The following is a 17,077-nucleotide window of genomic DNA, read 5'->3' on the forward strand; positions in this document are numbered from 1 at the left end:
GACCCTGGCGTAGAGTGACATCACGTACTCAAGAGGACAGGGTTTCACAGGGAATTGGAAGCTGTCTTCATCCGCTGGGTGCGAATTGTCACCTGACAAGCCTGAACTGTTTCACCGGCCCTTGCGGCCGGTTTTTTTATGTCCGCCATTTCATCCATGAGGCCTAGAAGCCGCTTTCCCGCAGCAGCACGGCGAGCAGCCAGGTGCTCCCCTCGGCCAGCAGGCTGCGTCGGCTCCCCTCCAGCACCAGGGTGCCGCGGGTCTCTCGCAGGGTGGCCGGCGCCTCGTCCAGCCGGATCCGCACCAGGAACAGGGGATGGGCAGGTTGCAGCTCCTCCCCTTGCGGGCTGGTGGTGATGGGACCCCCGAAGCGGGCGCTCAGCATGGGGTGCTTGAGCTTGGTGACCCGCGTAGTGCCCAGATCGACCAGGGTGCCATGGAGGGGCGACAGGGCGCCGTCCGGATAGAAGCGTACCGGATCGCCGACGCGCAGACGGGCTATCTCATCCGCCGCCACATAGGCATCGACCTGCCACTGGCCGGGATCGATCAGGACGCCGACGGGGTGCTGGCTGTTGAGCCACTGGCCGGGCTGCTGCTCGGGATCCACATCCAGCCAGAGACCGCTGAAAGGGGCCGCCAGCCTGAGTCTGTCTATCTCGGCCCGCGTCGCATTCGCCTCCCTGTATTGCACCCTGAGCCGCTCCCGGGTCGCTATCTGTTCACTGAGCCCGAAGGGGTCATCCAGCATGCCGCCCAGGCGCGCTCCGTAAGTCTGGATGCTCTGGGTGTTGCCCTGCACCTTCCAGTCGAGATCGGGATCCACCAGTTGCAGCAGGGATTCCCCCGCCTTGACGGGCCCGGCGGCCCGCAGGCTCTCCAGGCGGGCGGGGAAGGGGGTAAACACCTGCAGCTGGCGCTCCGCCCGCGCGACCCCGACCCCCTTGATCTGGCTGTGCCAGGGCAGGGCCAGCAGGATGAGCAGGGCGAGCAGCCCCAGCGCGAGTCCGACCCGGCGTGGACGGGTCACCTTGGCGCGAGCCTGCCACCAATGGCTCAGCTCCCGCCAGACGGGAAGCAGGATGAACCAGCCGATTTCGACCATGAACAGGAGTATCCCCAGCAGTTTGAAGAACAGAAAGTAGACGGCGACCGCGATGCCGAGGAACAGCACCAGGCGGTAGAGCCAGGTCAGGATGGCAAAGCCGATGAGCGCCCGGCGCTGGCGCACCGCAAAGGGCTCGGGCCAGGGCTCCATCAGGCCGAGCAGGGAGCGGCGCAGGGCCACCCTGGCCAGGGCCGAGGCCCGCTCGTGCAGGTTCGGGAAGTTGAGCAGATCCGAGAGGATGAAGTAGCCATCGAAGCGCATGAAGGGGCTGGCATTGAGGGCGAGGGAGAGGATCCAGCTGGTGGTGGCGAGGTAGAGCAGGCCGTTGCGCAGCGCCCCGTCCGCGCACAGCGCCCAGCCCAGGGTGGCCAGCCCGGCCAGGGCCAGCTCGGTCAGTATGCCGGCGCTGGCGATGGCGAGCCGCTGGCGGGAGCGGGCCAGCTTCCAGCTCTCGCTGGTATCCGTGTAGAGCATGGGCCAGAGCACCACGAAGGCGACTCCCATGTGGGCCACCCGTACCCCGAGCCGGGTGGCGACCAGGGCATGGCCCAGCTCATGGAGCGTCTTGGCCAGGATCAGGGCGAGGGCGAAGCTCAGCAGGCCGTCGAGGGAGAAGGACTCCACCACGGCATGGGTGAAGCTGTCCCACTGCTGCAGGGTCAGCAGTATGCCGAGCAGGCTGGCCCCCGCCACCAGCCAGGCGGTGAGGGGGCTGAACAGCCAGTCAAGCCGTGCCGCCAGCCGCCGGAGATGGAGCTGGGGGCGCAGCAGGGGAATGCGGAAAAACAAGTAGTGGTGCAACCACCACTGTCCCTTCAGCCAGGCCCGGCCTTCGCTCGCCTGGCGCAGCCTGTCCACCCCCTGGGGGCCGGGACGCACCAGCTGATGGCGCTCGAGAAACTGGCAGAAGGCGAGGATCTGCTCCACCTCGGGATGCAGGGCCGTCTCGTGCTGCAGCGCCTGCTGCAGGCGACGGGGCGTCTGCCCGGCCCAGCGCACCAGACACTCGAACTCGAACCAGCCGATGCGATAGAAGCGGTTGATCACCATGTCCTGAATGAGCCAGGCCGGCTCGCCGTTGGCGGTTCTGTCCGCCGGACAGAGTCGCAGATCATCGCGCAGGCTCGGCAGGGGCAGATCGGCGGGATCCTGCATCAGAGGCCGCTCCAGGCGCGCAGGGCCGCCAGGGGACGGCGCAGCAGATAGTAGCCGAGCAGCACGCGCTCGCCATAGAGCTTGGCGGTGCCATGCAGGCCGAGACGGGCATGGGGGGGCGGCGACTCTATGGTGGCGAGCAGCCGGTAGGCGACCACGCCGTCGGCCCCCGGCTGGGCCTGATAGCTGGTCTCCAGGATCTTGCCGCGCAGGGGATCCAGGGGATAGGCGCTCAGGAACAGGGTGACGTCGGCTCCGGGTTCGAGGGCAATGGCATCGGCCACCGGCAGCAAGATGCGCATGGCGGGCTGGTGAGGATCGGCCAGCTGCATGATGCGCTCCCCGGTCACCACAGGCTTGCCGAGCCAGTCGTTGGCGTCGCTGAAGACGGCGACCCCGTCCCGGGGGGCCGTCACCTGACTGCGGGACAGCTGCAGCTCGACCCCCGCCAGCTCGGCACGCTTTTGCTGGGCCCGGCCGGTGAGCAGGGTCAGCTCGCGCCGGCTCTGGGGATTGTCGAAGGCGCGCTGGCTGGCGGCGAGCAGTTCGGCATCGGCCACGGCCACCTCCTGGGTCAGCACCTCGGCCCGGTTGCGCAGCGTGGTCTCGTCCAGGCGAAACAGGGGGGCGCCCGCGGCCACCGCCTGATTCGGGCGCACCGCCATCTGCTCTATGACCCCGGCGAGGGGGCTGCTGATCACCAGGCTGGTGCGGGAGACCACTTCGGCCGGGGCCAGGGCGCTCTGGCGGATGGGGATGAGCAGCATGACGCCGGCCGCCAGGGCCAGCAGGATGAGCTGGCGCCGGCTGGGTCGCCAAGCGAGCAGGGGGGGCTTGTGGGTCAGGCTGTGCCAGCAATAGGCCCAGGTCTGCCAGAGACCTTGCAGCAGGGGCAGCAGAGGGGCGGGGGGCTCGTTCTCGCGCAGCAGGCAGAAGAGGCCGAGCCGCTCGCCCTCGTCGTGCTGGATGGGGACGCAGAACACCCCCTCCGGCCACCACTCGGCCCAGCCTTCGGCCAGATCCTCCGGCAGGGAGAGGGTCTCGCGCGCCAGCCAGACGGGATCATGACCCGAGAGCTGGGCATCGAGCCAGCGGCTCATCCGGTCGAGCCAGATGAGATAGGGGGAGTCTTCGCTGGGCCTGGCCAGCCCGGAGACGCAGAGCAGCTCCTGGGCCTGGCCATGGCGGGCAAACACCAGGGCTTGATGAAACGGCAGCAATTGATAGAGATCGTTGGCCATGGAGAAGGCGAGGGCATTGAGACTTCGGGCGGCCAGAGCCCGGTCACGCAGGGCATGCAAGGCCATCAGCACCTGAGGCGGCGGGAGCGATTCAGTCATGGGACTCCAGAATGCGGGCCACGCCACTCATACCCGCGACCAGTTCGGGATAAGGGGCGTCGAGTCTGGCCTCCAGCTCGACGGTCTGGGCCACGGCGTCGACCCGGGCATTGATGTGGCTGATCCTGGCCTGGTAGGGCTTGCCGGTCTCCAGCACATTGATCTCGAGGGCCTGCCCCTGTTGCAGTCCGGAGAGCAGCCGGGAAGGGACGTTGAGGCGGACCTTGAGGGGGCCGTCACTGACCAGATCGAACAGCGGGGTGCCGGCGGTCATGGTCTGGTAGGGCTTGGCCTGTACCTGGGCGATGCGCCCCGCGAAGGGGGCCCGCACGTCGCAGTAGCTGGTGCGCGCCTGGGCCAGGGCATGGGCCCCCTCGGCTTTTTGTACCCCGGTGGCGGCGATGGCCACCTCGAGATCGCCCACCGCATCGAGCTTGCGCAGGTTGCGCTTGGCGGCGAGATCCTGACGGGCCATCTGCAACTCCGCCTGGGCGACGCGGGCCTGGGCCTCGCCTTCCCGGCAGTCGAAACGGGCGAGCAGGGCCCCCTGCTTGACGGGCTGGCCGAGGCTGGCCTGCAGTTTGCCCAGGGTGCCGCTCATCTGGCTGGAGAGGGTCGTCTCCAGGTTGGCGGTCAGCAGGATGCGAATGGCATTGGGATCGTCCTGCAAGGTGCCTGTGGCTGGTGTCGGGGCAGGAGTGGCCTGCGCGGTCAGCGGCAGCAGCAGAAGCCACCAGGGGCTGGCGTTAGTTGGGAAGGGCATAGGGCACTCCGCCATTGGAAGTCAGCAAGGCCTGGTTCTCCTGTTTCTTGATGGTTTGCTCGATGGCTTTGGCCAGGGTCTGGACGTCGTGCTGGGCGATGGCTTCAGGCTGCACGTCCAGGCCGACCGAGTTGTAGAGCCGGCCCCAGGCGGCCTGGGCCTGGGAGTAGGCGGCCTCGCGCTGGTAGCGGGAGAGCAGGTAGCGCCCTTCGGTACGGATGACCTCGAGCTCGGACCCCTGATCGCTGGTGCGGGCGGCCTGGGCATAGCGCAGCAGGCTCTCGTCGACCCGCAGGCTCTCGTCGGCGAAGGCCACTTCCTGGGCGGCCAGGTTGTAGCGCAGCACCCCGACCCTGACCTGGGTCAGCACGGCCATGGAGAGGGCGACGCGCCTGGCATCATCCGTGACCTTCTGGGAGACCTCCATGTTCTGGATGGCGGGCAGCCGCAGGAACTTGAGCAGGTTGATGGAGACCTGCAACCCTGTCTCGGACCAGTGGTTGTTGTAAAGGTACTGGTTGGAGTCGTAGTTGTAGCCCCAGTTCAGGCTCACGTTGGGCCAGAGCTCGGCCTTGGCTATCTTGATGTCCTGCTGGTTGGCGCGTTTGCGATACCACTCCTCCATGATCTCGGGGCGGTTTTCCAGCGCCATCAGCTCCAGGTTGTCGATGCTCTGGGCCAGGGTCGGCAGTCGGGGTTCGGGGGTATCATCGGCCAGCACCATCTTGCTGCCGGAGGGCAGGGAGATGAGGGCGGCGAGCTCGGCACGGGCGAACTCGAGATCCTGGCGGCGTTGATTGAGCAGGGAGACGGAATCGATGAGGGCGCGCTGGTAGGCCAGCGCCTGCTGGCGCGGCAACAAGCCTTGCGTCTCGGCCTGGCGGGCGGAATCGAGCGCCACCCGGGTTCTGGCCAGCAGCTTGTCGACCTCGGGCAGCAGGCGCTGGGCCCCCAGGGCACGCCAGTAGGCGCTGCGCACATCCTGCAATACGTTCTGGGCCACCTTGCGACGGCGCTCTTCGGCCATCAGCACCTGGTCCCCCTTCTGCTGATTGCGGTAATAGGCGACGCCGAAATCGAGCAGGCTCCAGCTCAGCCCCAGACCGCTCAGATCGCGGTAGCGCTCCTGGGAGGTCGAGGCGCGCAGGCTCTCCTCACCGTCCTCTATCCCGACCGAGGTGCCGCCCGATTCGTTGCTGCGTCCGGCCAGCCCGGCGGAGGCGACCAGCTGGGGCAGCATCTCGTGACTGGAGAGATCCCGCAGATCCGCCGCGAGCGCGCCCTCCATCAGTTTGAGGCGGTAGTCCAGGTTGTATTTGAGGGCCCTGGCCGCCGCTTCATAGAAGGTGAGGGGGTGGATCACGGGCTCTTGCTGATCGTACATCAGCTGACGATCGAAGCGGATCCGGTCGGTCTTGTCCTGCTCCGTGTAGGTCTCGGGTGGCAGAGCGCTGCAGGCACAGAGCAGCAGGCTGGAAGTCAGGGTCAAGGGGCGGGGAGCGAGTCTGGGCATCATCTGTCCTTAGAATCAAGTGCCGGATTTGGTGGCAACTGTGGTCGTGCGCGCTGTGGCTGTCATGGCGCGGCCTGCCGCATCTTGCAGTTGCCTGGTAAAACTGCTGGCCTTGCCAGCGGGGTCAGGGGCGCCCTGGGGCCGCATATCCTGTGGCGTCATGGCAAACACCGACGCATCGCTGAGCAGGCCGTCGGCGCTGAGGCTGACCCGGCCGTGACGACCGAGGAAGCTGGCCAGATCCTGTTCCTGGGCCAGCCAGCTCTCCTGCACGCTCTGGCTGACGAAGGTCCCCTCCAGCTGGCCCAGGCCCTGGCCTATGCTCTGGCTGTGGATCTCCGGGGTCAGGCCGAAGAACAGCAGGCTGCCGTCCGAGCGCTCTGAACTGGCGCCGAGCAGCCTGTTGATGTTCTGCACCACAGGGGTGATGAAGATGGCCGGGGTCAGGTCTGGGAGCTGCGCACCCAGATCCCCCACTGCCCCCTGATCGAGATCATGGGGGCCAGCACCTCTGGTGTCGGGAGGGGGCACATAGGGGGCCGAGATGTCCAGGTGGATCACCAGCTGGGCCAGATCGGTGGCATCGCTGCCATCCCCCAGGGTGTAGGTAAATACGTCCTGCAGCACCTGGCCGAGGCCGGCGGCGGCCAGCACGTCCGGGTTGGTCAGATCCATGGTGTAGCCATAGCTGCCATCCTGGTTGAGGGTGAGCCAGCCGTAGCGCCCGGCGAGGGGCTGGCCGAGGGTGCCCGCATTGCCGCTGCCGTCCTCGGTGCCGCTGCGCACCCCGGTGACGCGCAAGGGATCATCGGCATCGACATCACCATCGTTGGGCAACACCTGACCCGAGACATGGGGGGCCTGCACCTGATCGCTGGCCACCGCGCTGTCATCCCGGGCGATCGGGTTGTCGTTGGCCCCCTGGATGACGACGGTCAGGCGGGCCTCGGAGAGGGCTCCCCCCTGATCGCGCATGCGGTAGCCGAACACCTCGGTGAGGGTCTGGCTGGCCAGTCGCAGCGCCTCGACCTCGGGGTTGTCATTGTCAATCAGGTACTGGTAGCTGCCATCGGCATTGAGGATGAGCTGACCATAGCGCCCCTGCAGAACCTGACCCGCATTGACGCTGTTGCCGAGTGCGTCGCTGACGGTGAGCACTCTCCTGGTCTCGCCGTTGGCCTGGCTGTCCACGTCGCTGTCGTTGTCCAGCACATTGCCGACGGGATCCCGCCCCGCCGCCGTGTTGCGAATGCCACCGGCTTCGATGGCATCGGCCTTGTCATCCACGGCAATGGGAGTGTCGTTGCTGCCGCGGATGGTCAGGGTGAGCGTGCTGGCGCTGGTGGCGCCCCAGAGATCCGCGATCTGGTAGTTGAAGAGTTCGGTCAGGGTCTGGTCAGGTCCGCGCAGGGCCTGCACCTCGGGGAGGCTGTTGTCCAGGCGGTAGTGCCAGCTGCCATCGGCATTCATCACCAGCTCGCCATAGCGGCCCTGCAGCACAGTTCCCAGGGCGGCACTCTGGCCATCGGCATGCTGAACGCCCGTCACCCGAAGGGCATCGCCCTCCAGATCGCTGTCATTGCCGAGCACATTGCCAGCGGGATCCAGGCCGGGCTGCCCGTTATTGAGTCCGCCCGCCTCGATCGCCTGGGCCTGATCCGGGTTGGCGACCGGGGCATCGTTGAGCCCCCGTATGATGATGGTGAGCTGGGCGAGGTCGACGGCGCCAGCCAGATCTTGTGCCTGGTAGGTAAAATAGTCTCTCAGGGTCTGCAAGGGCCCCAGCCCCTGAACGGCGGCATTGCCAGTGTCGAGGGCATATTGGTAACTGCCGTCGGCCTCCAGAGTCAAAGTGCCATACAGCCCGGTCAGCACCAGGGCGTTGCCGGGGGGAACGGTATCGAGTGGACCACCGGCCCCTTCCTCACCGGGGCGGCCTGCGGTCAGGGTCCGGCTGTCGCCGCTGTCCACATCGCTGTCATTGGTGAGCAGGTTGCCACTGGGATTGATGGGAGTACCGAGACCATTGTCGGCCACGGCAATGCCGGTGTTGTTTTGGGCCAGGGGGGCGTCGTTGGCCCCCTGGATGCGAATGGTCAGGGTGGCTGAGCTGCTGGCACCGTTGGCGTCTGTCATGCCGTAACCGAAGCTGTCGGTCAGTGTGTCGGCACTGGTCCGCAGGGCCTGGACCGCGGCCAGACTGTTGTCGATCACATAGGTGTAGCTGCCATCCCCGCCGAGGGTGAGCCAGCCATAGCTGCCTCTCAGCGGACTGCCGAGAGTGCCGGCTGTGCCGGTGCCGGTACGCACTGTGCTGACCGTCTTGCCCTCGTTGGGGTTGCCCGATTCGGGATCCGTATCGTTGCCGAGCACGTTGCCGGTGGAATTGCTGCCCAGGGTGGTGTTGTTGACGCCCCCCGCCTCGACGGCGGTGCCGTTGTCGGCGACCGCCACCGGGGTGTCATTGCGCCCCTGTATGGTGATGGTCAGGGTCTGGGCACTGACGAGCCCCCCGAGATCCGTTATCTGATAATCGAACTGCTCGGTGAGGGTTTCCCCCGGCAGCAGTCGCTGCACTGCGGTATTGGCATTGTCCAGCACATAGCGGTAGCTGCCGTCGGCGTTGAGGGTGAGGGTGCCATAGAGGCCGCTTATTGCACTGCCGATGGTGCCACTGGTGGCGCCTGCGCTGACCCCGGTGACGGTGAGCTGCTCCCCGTTGCGATCGGGGTCCGTGTCGTTGGTGAGCAGGTTGCCGGTGGGGTCTGTCCCCATGAGGTCGTTGTTCAGGCCGCCGGCCTCAAGGGCGGTTGCGGTGTCGGCCGTGGCGACGGGGGCATCGTTTGCTCCCTGGAGGGTGATGGTGACGCTGGCCTGGCTGGTCGCGCCATTGGCATCCTGCATGGTGTAGCCGAAGCTGTCGGTCAGGGTATGGCTGCTCAGGCGCAGGGCCTGAACTGCCGCCAGGCTGTTGTCCACCACATAGGTGTAGCTGCCATCCCCGTTGAGGGTGAGCCAGCCGTAGTTGCCTCTCAGCTGGCTGCCCAGGGTGCCTGCGGTACCGGTGCCTGTGCGCACTGCACTGACCGTCTTGCCCTCGTCGGGGTTGCCCGACTCGGGATCCGTGTCATTGCCGAGCACGTTGCCGGTGGCATTGCTGCCGAGGGTGCTGTTGTTGGCCCCCCCCGCCTCGACGGCGGTGCCAGTGTCCGCCACCGCCAGCGGGGTGTCGTTGCGCCCCTGGATGGTAATGGTCAGGGTCTGGGGGCTGGCGAGGCCGCCGAGGTCGCGCATCTGATAGTCAAAGGCGTCGGTCAGGCTCTCGCCGGGCAGCAGTTGCTGCACAGTGGCATTGGCATTGTCCAGCACATAGGTGTAGCTGCCGTCGGCGTTGAGGGTGAGGGTGCCATAGAGGCCGCTTATTGCACTGCCGACGGTGCCGCTGGTGGCCCCGACGCTGACGCCGATGACGGTGAACTGCTCCCCGTTGCGATCAGGATCCGTGTCGTTGGTGAGGACGTTGCCGCTCGGGTTGGTGCCGTTTGCCTGATCGATGCCTTCGATGGCGATGGCCGCATCCGGGAGGGCGGTGGGGGCATCATTGGCCCCCTGGATGGTGATGGTGATGGTGGCAAGGCTGCTGGCGCCGGCGGCATCCACCAGGGAGTAGGTGAAGCTGTCGGCCAGGGTATCGGTCGCCAGACGCAGGGCCTGAACCGCCGCCAGGTCGTTGTCGACCACATAGGTGTAGCTGCCATCCCCATTGAGCAGCAGCCAGCCATAGTCGCCCCGCAACTGGGAGCCCAGGGTACCTGAGGTGCCCGTGCCTCCTGTGGTGCCGGTGCGGACAGTGGCGACACGCCGGGTTTCATCGGGGTTGCTGGCGTCGGGGTCGCCGTCGTTGGCGAGCACGTTGCCGGTGGCATTGCTGCCAAGGGTGGTGTTGCCGAGCCCCCCGGCCTCGACGGCGGTGCCCGTGTCATCCGCCGCAACAGGGGCATCATTGCTGCCGTTGATGGTGATCACCAGGGCGGCGATGTCGTGGAAGTCGCCCAGATCCGTGACTCTGTAGCTGAAGGTTTCGGTGAGGGTGTCCCCCTGCCTCAGGGCCTGGACTGTGGCATTGCCGTTGTCCACCACATAGCGATAGCTGCCGTCGGCCCCCAGGGTCAGGGTGCCGTAGCGCCCGACAATGACGGCGCCATTGGCGCTGGTACTGGCGCCCGGGACGTCGAGGATCTGGTTGGGATCGGTGACGGGGCCGAGAGCCGCCTTGTCGACCCGCTTGTCGTCTCCTGCATCGATATCCGTGTCGTTGGTGAGCACATTGCCGATGGCGTCCGTACCCGCCTGGCCGACCCCCTGCTCGGTGGCGTTGCCCAGATCGTTGCTGCCCACGGGGGCGTCGTTGGCGCCCTCTATGGTCACGATGAGCTGTGCCTGACTGCTGGCCCCCTGGCTGTCTATCAGCTGGTAGCTGAACTGCTCGGTCAGGGTCTGGCTGGCAAGACGAAGCGCTTCCACATCCGGGTTGCTGTTGTCGACTTCATAGCGGTAGCCCCCGCCCGTCAGAAGGTAGAGGGTGCCATATCTGCCCGTCACTGTGGCGGGAATGTCGGCGGAGCCCGGAGTCGTGCTGTTGCCGGTGGCCACGCTGGTGACCAGCCCCAGATGCAGGCTGTCACCATTGGTGGCGATGTCGACATCCCTGTCATTGGTCAGCAGATTCCCCTGCGGATTGTTACCCGGCAGGCCGTTATCTGTGCCTCCGGCCTCTGTGGCGGTGACAGTGTCGTTCTGCCCTGTGGGGGCGTCATTGACCGGCTGGACCGTGATGACGATGGTCGTCGCCGCGGTCAGCGCATCTTCGGCATTGCCGGGAATGCCATCGCCCCCCGGCTTGTCACCGAACTGGCCGTTGTCGTTGATGAGCACCGAGAGGGTGTCGCTGCCGTTGTAATCCTGGTTGCCACGGTAGTTGAGGGTCAGCAGGACGGCATTGAGGGCGGCCAGATTGCCGGTCAAGACCAGCTGGCCACCTCCGTTGTTGGTGACCACCGTCAGGCCGGTTGCGCTCCCCAGGGTGAGCACGCCCTGGGTCACCGTCAGGGTGAGGGTGAGGGCACCGCTGCCCGCGTCCATGTCGGCCACCGAGAGCCCGACCAGCTGGAGATCCCTATCTTCATCCACGCTCTGGGCCGGGGTCGTGTTGCCCAGGGTGGGCGCATCGTTGAGCTCCACATAGCCGATGTTGGCACCGGCTTCGTACTGGCCTGCGTCGATGCCGGCCTCGGTGAGCACTAGCCCGATCTGCCCCAGGGTGCTGGCGTCGCTGTCGATGCGAACCTGCAAGGTGCCATAGCCTGCATCCGTGATGGTGCTCCCCGCCGGCCCATCGAGTCGATAGACGCCCGCCGGCAGGATGCCAAAGGAGAAGCGGCCACTGCCGTCCGTGGTGGTGGTGAAGCTCTGGTTATCCCCTGTGGTGGCGAGGTCCCCATCCAGCCCGCCCCAGACCAGGGTGACCGTCTGGCCCGCGAGCCCGGGCCCATCCGGCTGGGTGCTGGTGGTGGCGCTGGCGGTGTCGTTCCACAGGGTGCCGCTGACGAGGCCAAGCCCGGCTGTGCTGGCGAGCACATAGTTGTTGAGGGTGTTGCCCTGGCCATCCTGGCCGGTGCGTTCACCGCTGGCGCTGCCGTCCGTGCCGACGGTGGAGCCGCCCCAGCCGCTGAAGTCTTCCGGCAGGCTGGACCAGGTCAGGGTGGCGTCGGTGCCGGCAATGGTGGCGCCATTGGGCAGATCGACGGCATAGACCAGGGTCACCTCTGCGCCGCCATCGAGTCGGGAGAAGTCGACCGCAAAGTTGCTGCCCTGGGTGACGATGACGGTAACGCCCGGCGGCAGGCCATAGTTGTTGGCGCTGTCGCCGCTGTCGTAGGTATAGAGGGTACCCCCCAGGGTGATGGTCAGGCTGGTGAGCGCATAGTTGCTGCCGCCGGGAAAGCCGTCGGTCAGACGCGGCTCGAAGGCGGCCAGGCCCCCTGACTGCGCGAAGCTTATCCGGACCTGGGCGCGGCCGGTGTTGTTGTCGATGGCCCTGGGATCGAAGGCGATCACCGTTTTGTCCAGGCCGCTCAGGCTGGGCTCCATGATGTCCTGATAGAGGGTCTGGCTGGCCCCGCGCTGGATCAGATTGTCCGGGTCGGCGCCCACATAATCCTTGGCGAAGACCCCGAGCTGGGCGCCGGCCTGATTGCCCGCACTGTTGTCGACCCGCACGTTGAACTCGATGGCAATGCCCTCGAGGTCGCCGTCCGCATCCAGGTTGGTGATATCCCCCAGCCGGAAGATGATGGTCTGGTTGCCATTGGCATCGGTCACTATCTCGATCTGGGCCGCGTCGAGCAGGCCCTGCAAGCCATTGGTCAGGGTCGGCGAGATGGCCAGGGCGGCGCTGCTGGTCTCGTTGCCCGCCACATCGGCGCCCGTGATGGCGCCACCGCTCAGGCTGCTGCTCAGCCCCCCGTTGGAGATGAGGGCCAGACGCACCTGCTCCTTGTCGAGGAAGCTGAGTCCACTGGGCAGGCTGACCCTCAGCTCATAGTTGGCGTTATCCCCCTCGGGGATCAGGGCCACCACCTTGTAGCGGATGATCTCGCCGACAGTGACCTGCTCATGGCTGGCATCGGTGGCGCCGCCCCCGGTGTCAGCCACGCCGCCGACCCGGGAGATGAGGATGCCGCTGGCGATGGGGATCAGCGACTGGTTGATGGCGCGGTAGTCGTTGAGCACCTGGCTGGCGGGCAGGCCGTCGGCACCGGTGCGTTCACCGGCGGGATCGGCCGCGGTGCCGAGGTTGCCGTTCAGGCTGGTCCACTGTACCTCGGCCTGGTTGGTCAGCTGGGCGAGGTTGGTGGCGCTGGCATTGACCACGCCGCTTAGCACCAGGGTCAGCTGCTTGCCCACGGCGATATCCAGGTTGGCATCGGCCCTGGTCTGCAACTGATTGCCCACCAGTTCGAACTGGCTGCTGACATCGACGCCATCATAGATGACGGACACCAGGTTGTAGCCACTCAGCTGGCCGGGCAGCAGGTCGCTTAGCCGGATGTCGAAGGCGTCGAGGGGGCCGTTGTTGCTGATCACTATGTTGAAGCTGACCGCATCCCCTTCTTCAAAGCCGTAGGGGGGCGGGGTCGTGATGAGGTTCTGGGCTATGGTGAGCACCGGCTCCTGGATGAAGGCGGAGGGGGCGGGGGCCGTGGTGACCTCTCGCGTCAGGGCACTGCCGCCGGCGACGTCACCGTCGGGATCCTGGTAGTGCAGGGTTGCGCCATTGCCGAGGCTGGTGCCGGCCTGGTTGGACGCGACATTGTCGGCGACCAGGCGCAGCCGCAGGGTGAAGCCGTTGTTGCCCTCATTGTTGTCGGCGTTGGCACCGCTTGCGCTGAAGCTGAAGAGGGCGTCCGCGCCATTGGTGCCGACCCCGGCGCCCCCCAGGGTGGGCTCGCTGATGCTGCCGGCAAAGCCGGTGGTGATGAGCTCATAGCCCTTGCCGCCGTTGAAGCCGGTGTCGAGCCTGAAACCGGGGGGAATGAGATCGCTGATGTTGAGCTGCTGGGTGCTCCCCTCCGGCAGTGTCACCCGGATGTCATAGCCCATGCTCTCGCCAATCACCAGATTGGCCCCCGCGGTATGGCCCGCACTGGAGGCGGAGGCGGCATCGCCATTGCTGAAGTCGATGGTGAGGGTCGGGGCGGCGATCTGCGCGCCCCCCTTGTCGGTCAGATCGACGGGGGTGAAGTCCTGCCCGTTGTTGACGCTGGCGTAGTTGCTGAGGGTGGCGCTGGTCTCCAGCGTGCTGCTGGCCCGGATGTCGGCGGCGACCTCGACCTCATAGGTGATGACGATGAGATTGCTGCCCGCATTGGCCGCCGTCGAGCCGTCCCGACCCGGCAACAGGGTCGCCACATTGCCGGCATCCAGGAAGCTGATGGTGTTGCCGCTCACCTGGTAGTCGGTCCCCAGCAGCAGCGGGGTACCATCGCCGCGATAGATCTGCAGGTTGGCCGCGGCCAGCGAACCGTTCAGGAAAGAGAGGCCGGCGGGCAGGGTGATGCTGGTGACCACATCGTAGGCCCCGCCGCCGCCCCGGTTCTCGATGGCCGTCGCCAGGCGCAGCCTGTCAGCGCCATCTATGTCGGTGACGCTGCCATTCACCGCATTTATGTCGGTGATCGGGCCGGTGAAGGGGAGCCCGCCGCTGCCTGGAGCCTGCCAGCTGCCGGTGGTGCCGGTCACTGTGCCGTTGCTCGATGAGACGACCCCGTGGCCGATGGCGAGATCCGGCTCGGCGATGGAGGTGATGACGGTGATGTCAGAACTGCTGAGCTGACTCTTGTCGAGGGTGGTTACCTGGCTCGATTGCGCCAGCACGTCCAGAGTGCGCTGATCGGCGAAGGGTTGATCGCCGACCCTGAGGGTGAACTCCACCTCGATGCGGCTGCCCCCCGATACGCTGGTGGCATAGCTGCCGAAATCGAAGATGAGTGAGTTGCCGGGACCGTTGCCGATGCTGACCAGAGCGCCGAGATTGGTGTCGCCGCTGCCGAAGTGCCATTGGCCGACGCCGCTTCCTTCGCTCCAGTTGATGCCCGTCAGATCGAACAGTGGCAAGGGCAGGTAAGCCGTCAGCCTGAACTGTTCATAGTCTCCGGTGACCAGATCGTAACTGAGCCGGAAGGTCACCTGATCCCCCGGGCGCAGCTCGATGGCGCCCCCCGGGCTGCCGACCCCATTGACGTTGGTCAGTGCGATGTCGACCTGGCTGGTTGGGATGCGCGTCGTGGTCTGGGAGCTGTCGGAGGCGGTACCGCCGGTCAGGTTGGTGCCGTTTTCAAGGACGCTGGCGGTGACGCCGGCGCTGTTGCCGATGGCATCCCCCTCGTTGATCTCGCTCTGGGGGTTGCCGGCCGGCGGGGTGTAGCTCTGGCTTATCAGGGCGCTGTAGCTCAGCAGCGCCAGGGTGGCCCCTTGCTGGTTGTCATCGAAGGCCAGATCCCCGGCGAGCCGGCTCAGCAAGGGGAAGGCGTTGGCCAGGGACTGGCCGATGTCGAAGCTGATGCCGGTGGAGCCGTCGGCATTGACCATGGTCGTGTAGACCAGGGCTATGGTCTCGCTCGCGCCATTGCGCGTCAGGGTCAGGGTGGGCGTGCCGGTCAGGGTCTGGCCGTCCCCCAGGGTGTCGGAGACGATGAACTGGCCCTCGCCAAACAGATTCTTGCCGAAGGCGAAGTAGTCGGAGAGGGTCATCTTGATGCTGTAGTCCAGGGTATCGCCCGGCGAGATCCCGGCCTTGCCGCCGTCGATGGCGAGGCTGACCTCTTTTTGCAGGGCGATGGCGCGGGCGGTGAAGCCGATGGGGTCACCCTGGCCGGCGAAGTCGATGCTGGTGGCCGGGGGCGTCAGATCCCGGCTGTCGAGCGGGGTCCACTCACCGCTGGCGGTGGGTGCCGCGATCGTGATCTGTACCGCATCGCCGCTGTTGGGGTTGATCACCTGCTGACCGTTGGCATCGGCCTCGGGGACATAGAACTTGACCAGAGTATCGGTGGCGGCGGCGAGGCTGCTGTAGGTCACGGTAAAAGCCTGGATGAACAGGCTGTCGCTGTTGATGGCCGCCGTGATGAGCGCCGGGCTGGTGAGGACGCGGCCATCCGAGAGGGTGACTGAGGTGAGGATACCATTCTGCCCCGGGGTGATGGCCGTGACCTGAATCGCGGCGGGCAGGGTCTGGCTGATGACGACGTTGTTCAGAGTCTGGCCATCGGCCGGGATGGCCGTCAGGACCAGGGTATGGTTGAAGTTGGGCCCGGTCGCCGTTTCGCCTTCGGGCATGTCGAGGCTGTGTTCGAAGCGGATGACGGTCGGCTTGACCACGAAACTGTGCAGATCCCCTTCGACCAGGCTGGGATCGTCGAGGGGGTTGTCGAGGGCATCATTGCCATACTGGAAACCGCTGCGAATGCCGATGGTCAGATCCGGCGACGCCGCCGAGTAGCTGGTGTCGGCCAGATTGCTCAACTGGGCGGTGATCTGGACAGAAATATCCGGTTGGCCCTGATTGACACTGCCGAAGGGGATCTCGATCACCACCAGGGTGTCGCCGGCACGCAGGCCGACGTCAGCCGCCCGGATGATCAGGGGGTTGCCGCTGCCATCGACCGCGAGGGGATGGGTGGCATTGCCCGAGGCGTCAAACACCACGCTGTGGGTCTTGAGTGCCTGACCCAGGTAGCTGGCCTTGATGAAGCTGACCCCATCGTCTCCGTCCTTGCCGGTGCCGGGCAGGTAGAGATCCAGATAGGGGGCATAGCCGGTCTGGCTCGCCTCGTTGCTGACGGTGACCGTGAATTCGAACTGCTCGCCCAGCAGCACATTGGCGTTGCTCAGGGGCAGGCTGCTGCTGGGGTCGGCGTTGGCGAGCAGCCGATCGTAACTCTGCATCGCCGCCCGGCTGAGTGAAAGGGGTTGACTGATGAGGCCCTTGCTCACCTCGAGCTCCCAGTTCCCCCCCTTGCTGCTGGCGCCGGTGTCATCACTGGATGCCGCCACATCGGCACCTGTCCAGTTGGCGAGAGCGCTGACCAGAGCCTGGCCAGACTCCCCGGCCCCGACCCGGCAGCCATACAGCTGGATGTCGGCTTGCTCGCTCAGGTGGGATTGCCAGCCTTGCAACTGCTGGCTGACGCTGGCCAGGTTGTCGGCCGTCAGGGTGCGGTTGCCGAGGGTGAACTGGCCGGCAGCGCCGTGGGAGAGGATCTGGACGGCATCAACCTGACCCAGCTCCGCCAGCTTGGTGCCGATGGCGGCCAGGGCGTCGGTCTGCTTGTCGATGAGCAGCAGGCTGACATGGCTGTCGAGGTTTTTGGTCAGCTGGCTGGCCTGCTCGATGCGAGCATCGATGACCAGCAGTTGGCGAGGCTGTGCCGTCTGCGTGGGCGCCCCATGATCCGGGGCCTCAGCCGGGGTCGCCTGGTTATCCTGGTTCTGATGCTCGGCGGCGACGGCGGCGGCGCCATCAAACAGAATGCGCGGTTCCAACGCCAGCATCTGTTGTTGGGGCCTGAAGAACGGGTTGGCTGGCTTGTTGACCATGGCTATCGCATCCGTGCGTTAGTTGATGGTGTTAAGTTATG

5 protein-coding genes are annotated in these 17,077 nt (G+C 66.2%); all 5 read right to left on the minus strand.

Annotated elements, in window-relative coordinates; genetic code table 11:
* Window positions 1-163: 163 nt before the first annotated feature.
* The 5 genes from AC1IN8_RS15960 to AC1IN8_RS15980 are packed head-to-tail and all read right to left on the minus strand — an operon-like array spanning window position 164 to window position 17,036.
* On the minus strand, window positions 164-2,263 hold the full coding sequence (locus AC1IN8_RS15960) for a site-2 protease family protein (protein ID WP_479759601.1): 2,100 nt from the start codon (window positions 2,261-2,263) through the stop codon (window positions 164-166).
* Window positions 2,263-3,603 (minus strand): efflux RND transporter periplasmic adaptor subunit, encoded by a 1,341-nt coding sequence (locus AC1IN8_RS15965; protein WP_479759603.1) that lies wholly within the window; start codon window positions 3,601-3,603, stop codon window positions 2,263-2,265. The genes AC1IN8_RS15960 and AC1IN8_RS15965 overlap by 1 nt, the downstream gene beginning before the upstream one ends.
* On the minus strand, window positions 3,596-4,366 hold the full coding sequence (locus tag AC1IN8_RS15970; protein ID WP_139434791.1) for an efflux RND transporter periplasmic adaptor subunit: 771 nt from the start codon (window positions 4,364-4,366) through the stop codon (window positions 3,596-3,598). Before AC1IN8_RS15970 ends, AC1IN8_RS15965 begins: the two co-directional genes overlap by 8 nt.
* The gene (locus tag AC1IN8_RS15975) at window positions 4,350-5,879 is read right to left on the minus strand and encodes a TolC family protein (RefSeq protein WP_479759605.1); all 1,530 of its coding nucleotides are present in this window, start codon (window positions 5,877-5,879) and stop codon (window positions 4,350-4,352) included. The genes AC1IN8_RS15970 and AC1IN8_RS15975 overlap by 17 nt, the downstream gene beginning before the upstream one ends.
* A 15-nt stretch (window positions 5,880-5,894) precedes the next feature.
* Complete coding sequence (locus tag AC1IN8_RS15980) at window positions 5,895-17,036, minus strand: VCBS domain-containing protein (RefSeq protein ID WP_479759607.1); 11,142 nt, start codon at window positions 17,034-17,036, stop codon at window positions 5,895-5,897.
* Window positions 17,037-17,077: the final 41 nt, after the last annotated feature.

The organism is Aeromonas sp. 130281, assembly GCF_056642115.1.

Coding starts and splice junctions, on each gene's coding strand:
- AC1IN8_RS15960 (WP_479759601.1), bottom strand. CDS start 2,263: ATGCAGGATCCCGCCGATCTGCCCCTGCCGAGCCTGCGCGATGATCTG.
- AC1IN8_RS15965 (WP_479759603.1), bottom strand. CDS start 3,603: ATGACTGAATCGCTCCCGCCGCCTCAGGTGCTGATGGCCTTGCATGCC.
- AC1IN8_RS15970 (WP_139434791.1), bottom strand. CDS start 4,366: ATGCCCTTCCCAACTAACGCCAGCCCCTGGTGGCTTCTGCTGCTGCCG.
- AC1IN8_RS15975 (WP_479759605.1), bottom strand. CDS start 5,879: ATGCCCAGACTCGCTCCCCGCCCCTTGACCCTGACTTCCAGCCTGCTG.
- AC1IN8_RS15980 (WP_479759607.1), bottom strand. CDS start 17,036: ATGGTCAACAAGCCAGCCAACCCGTTCTTCAGGCCCCAACAACAGATG.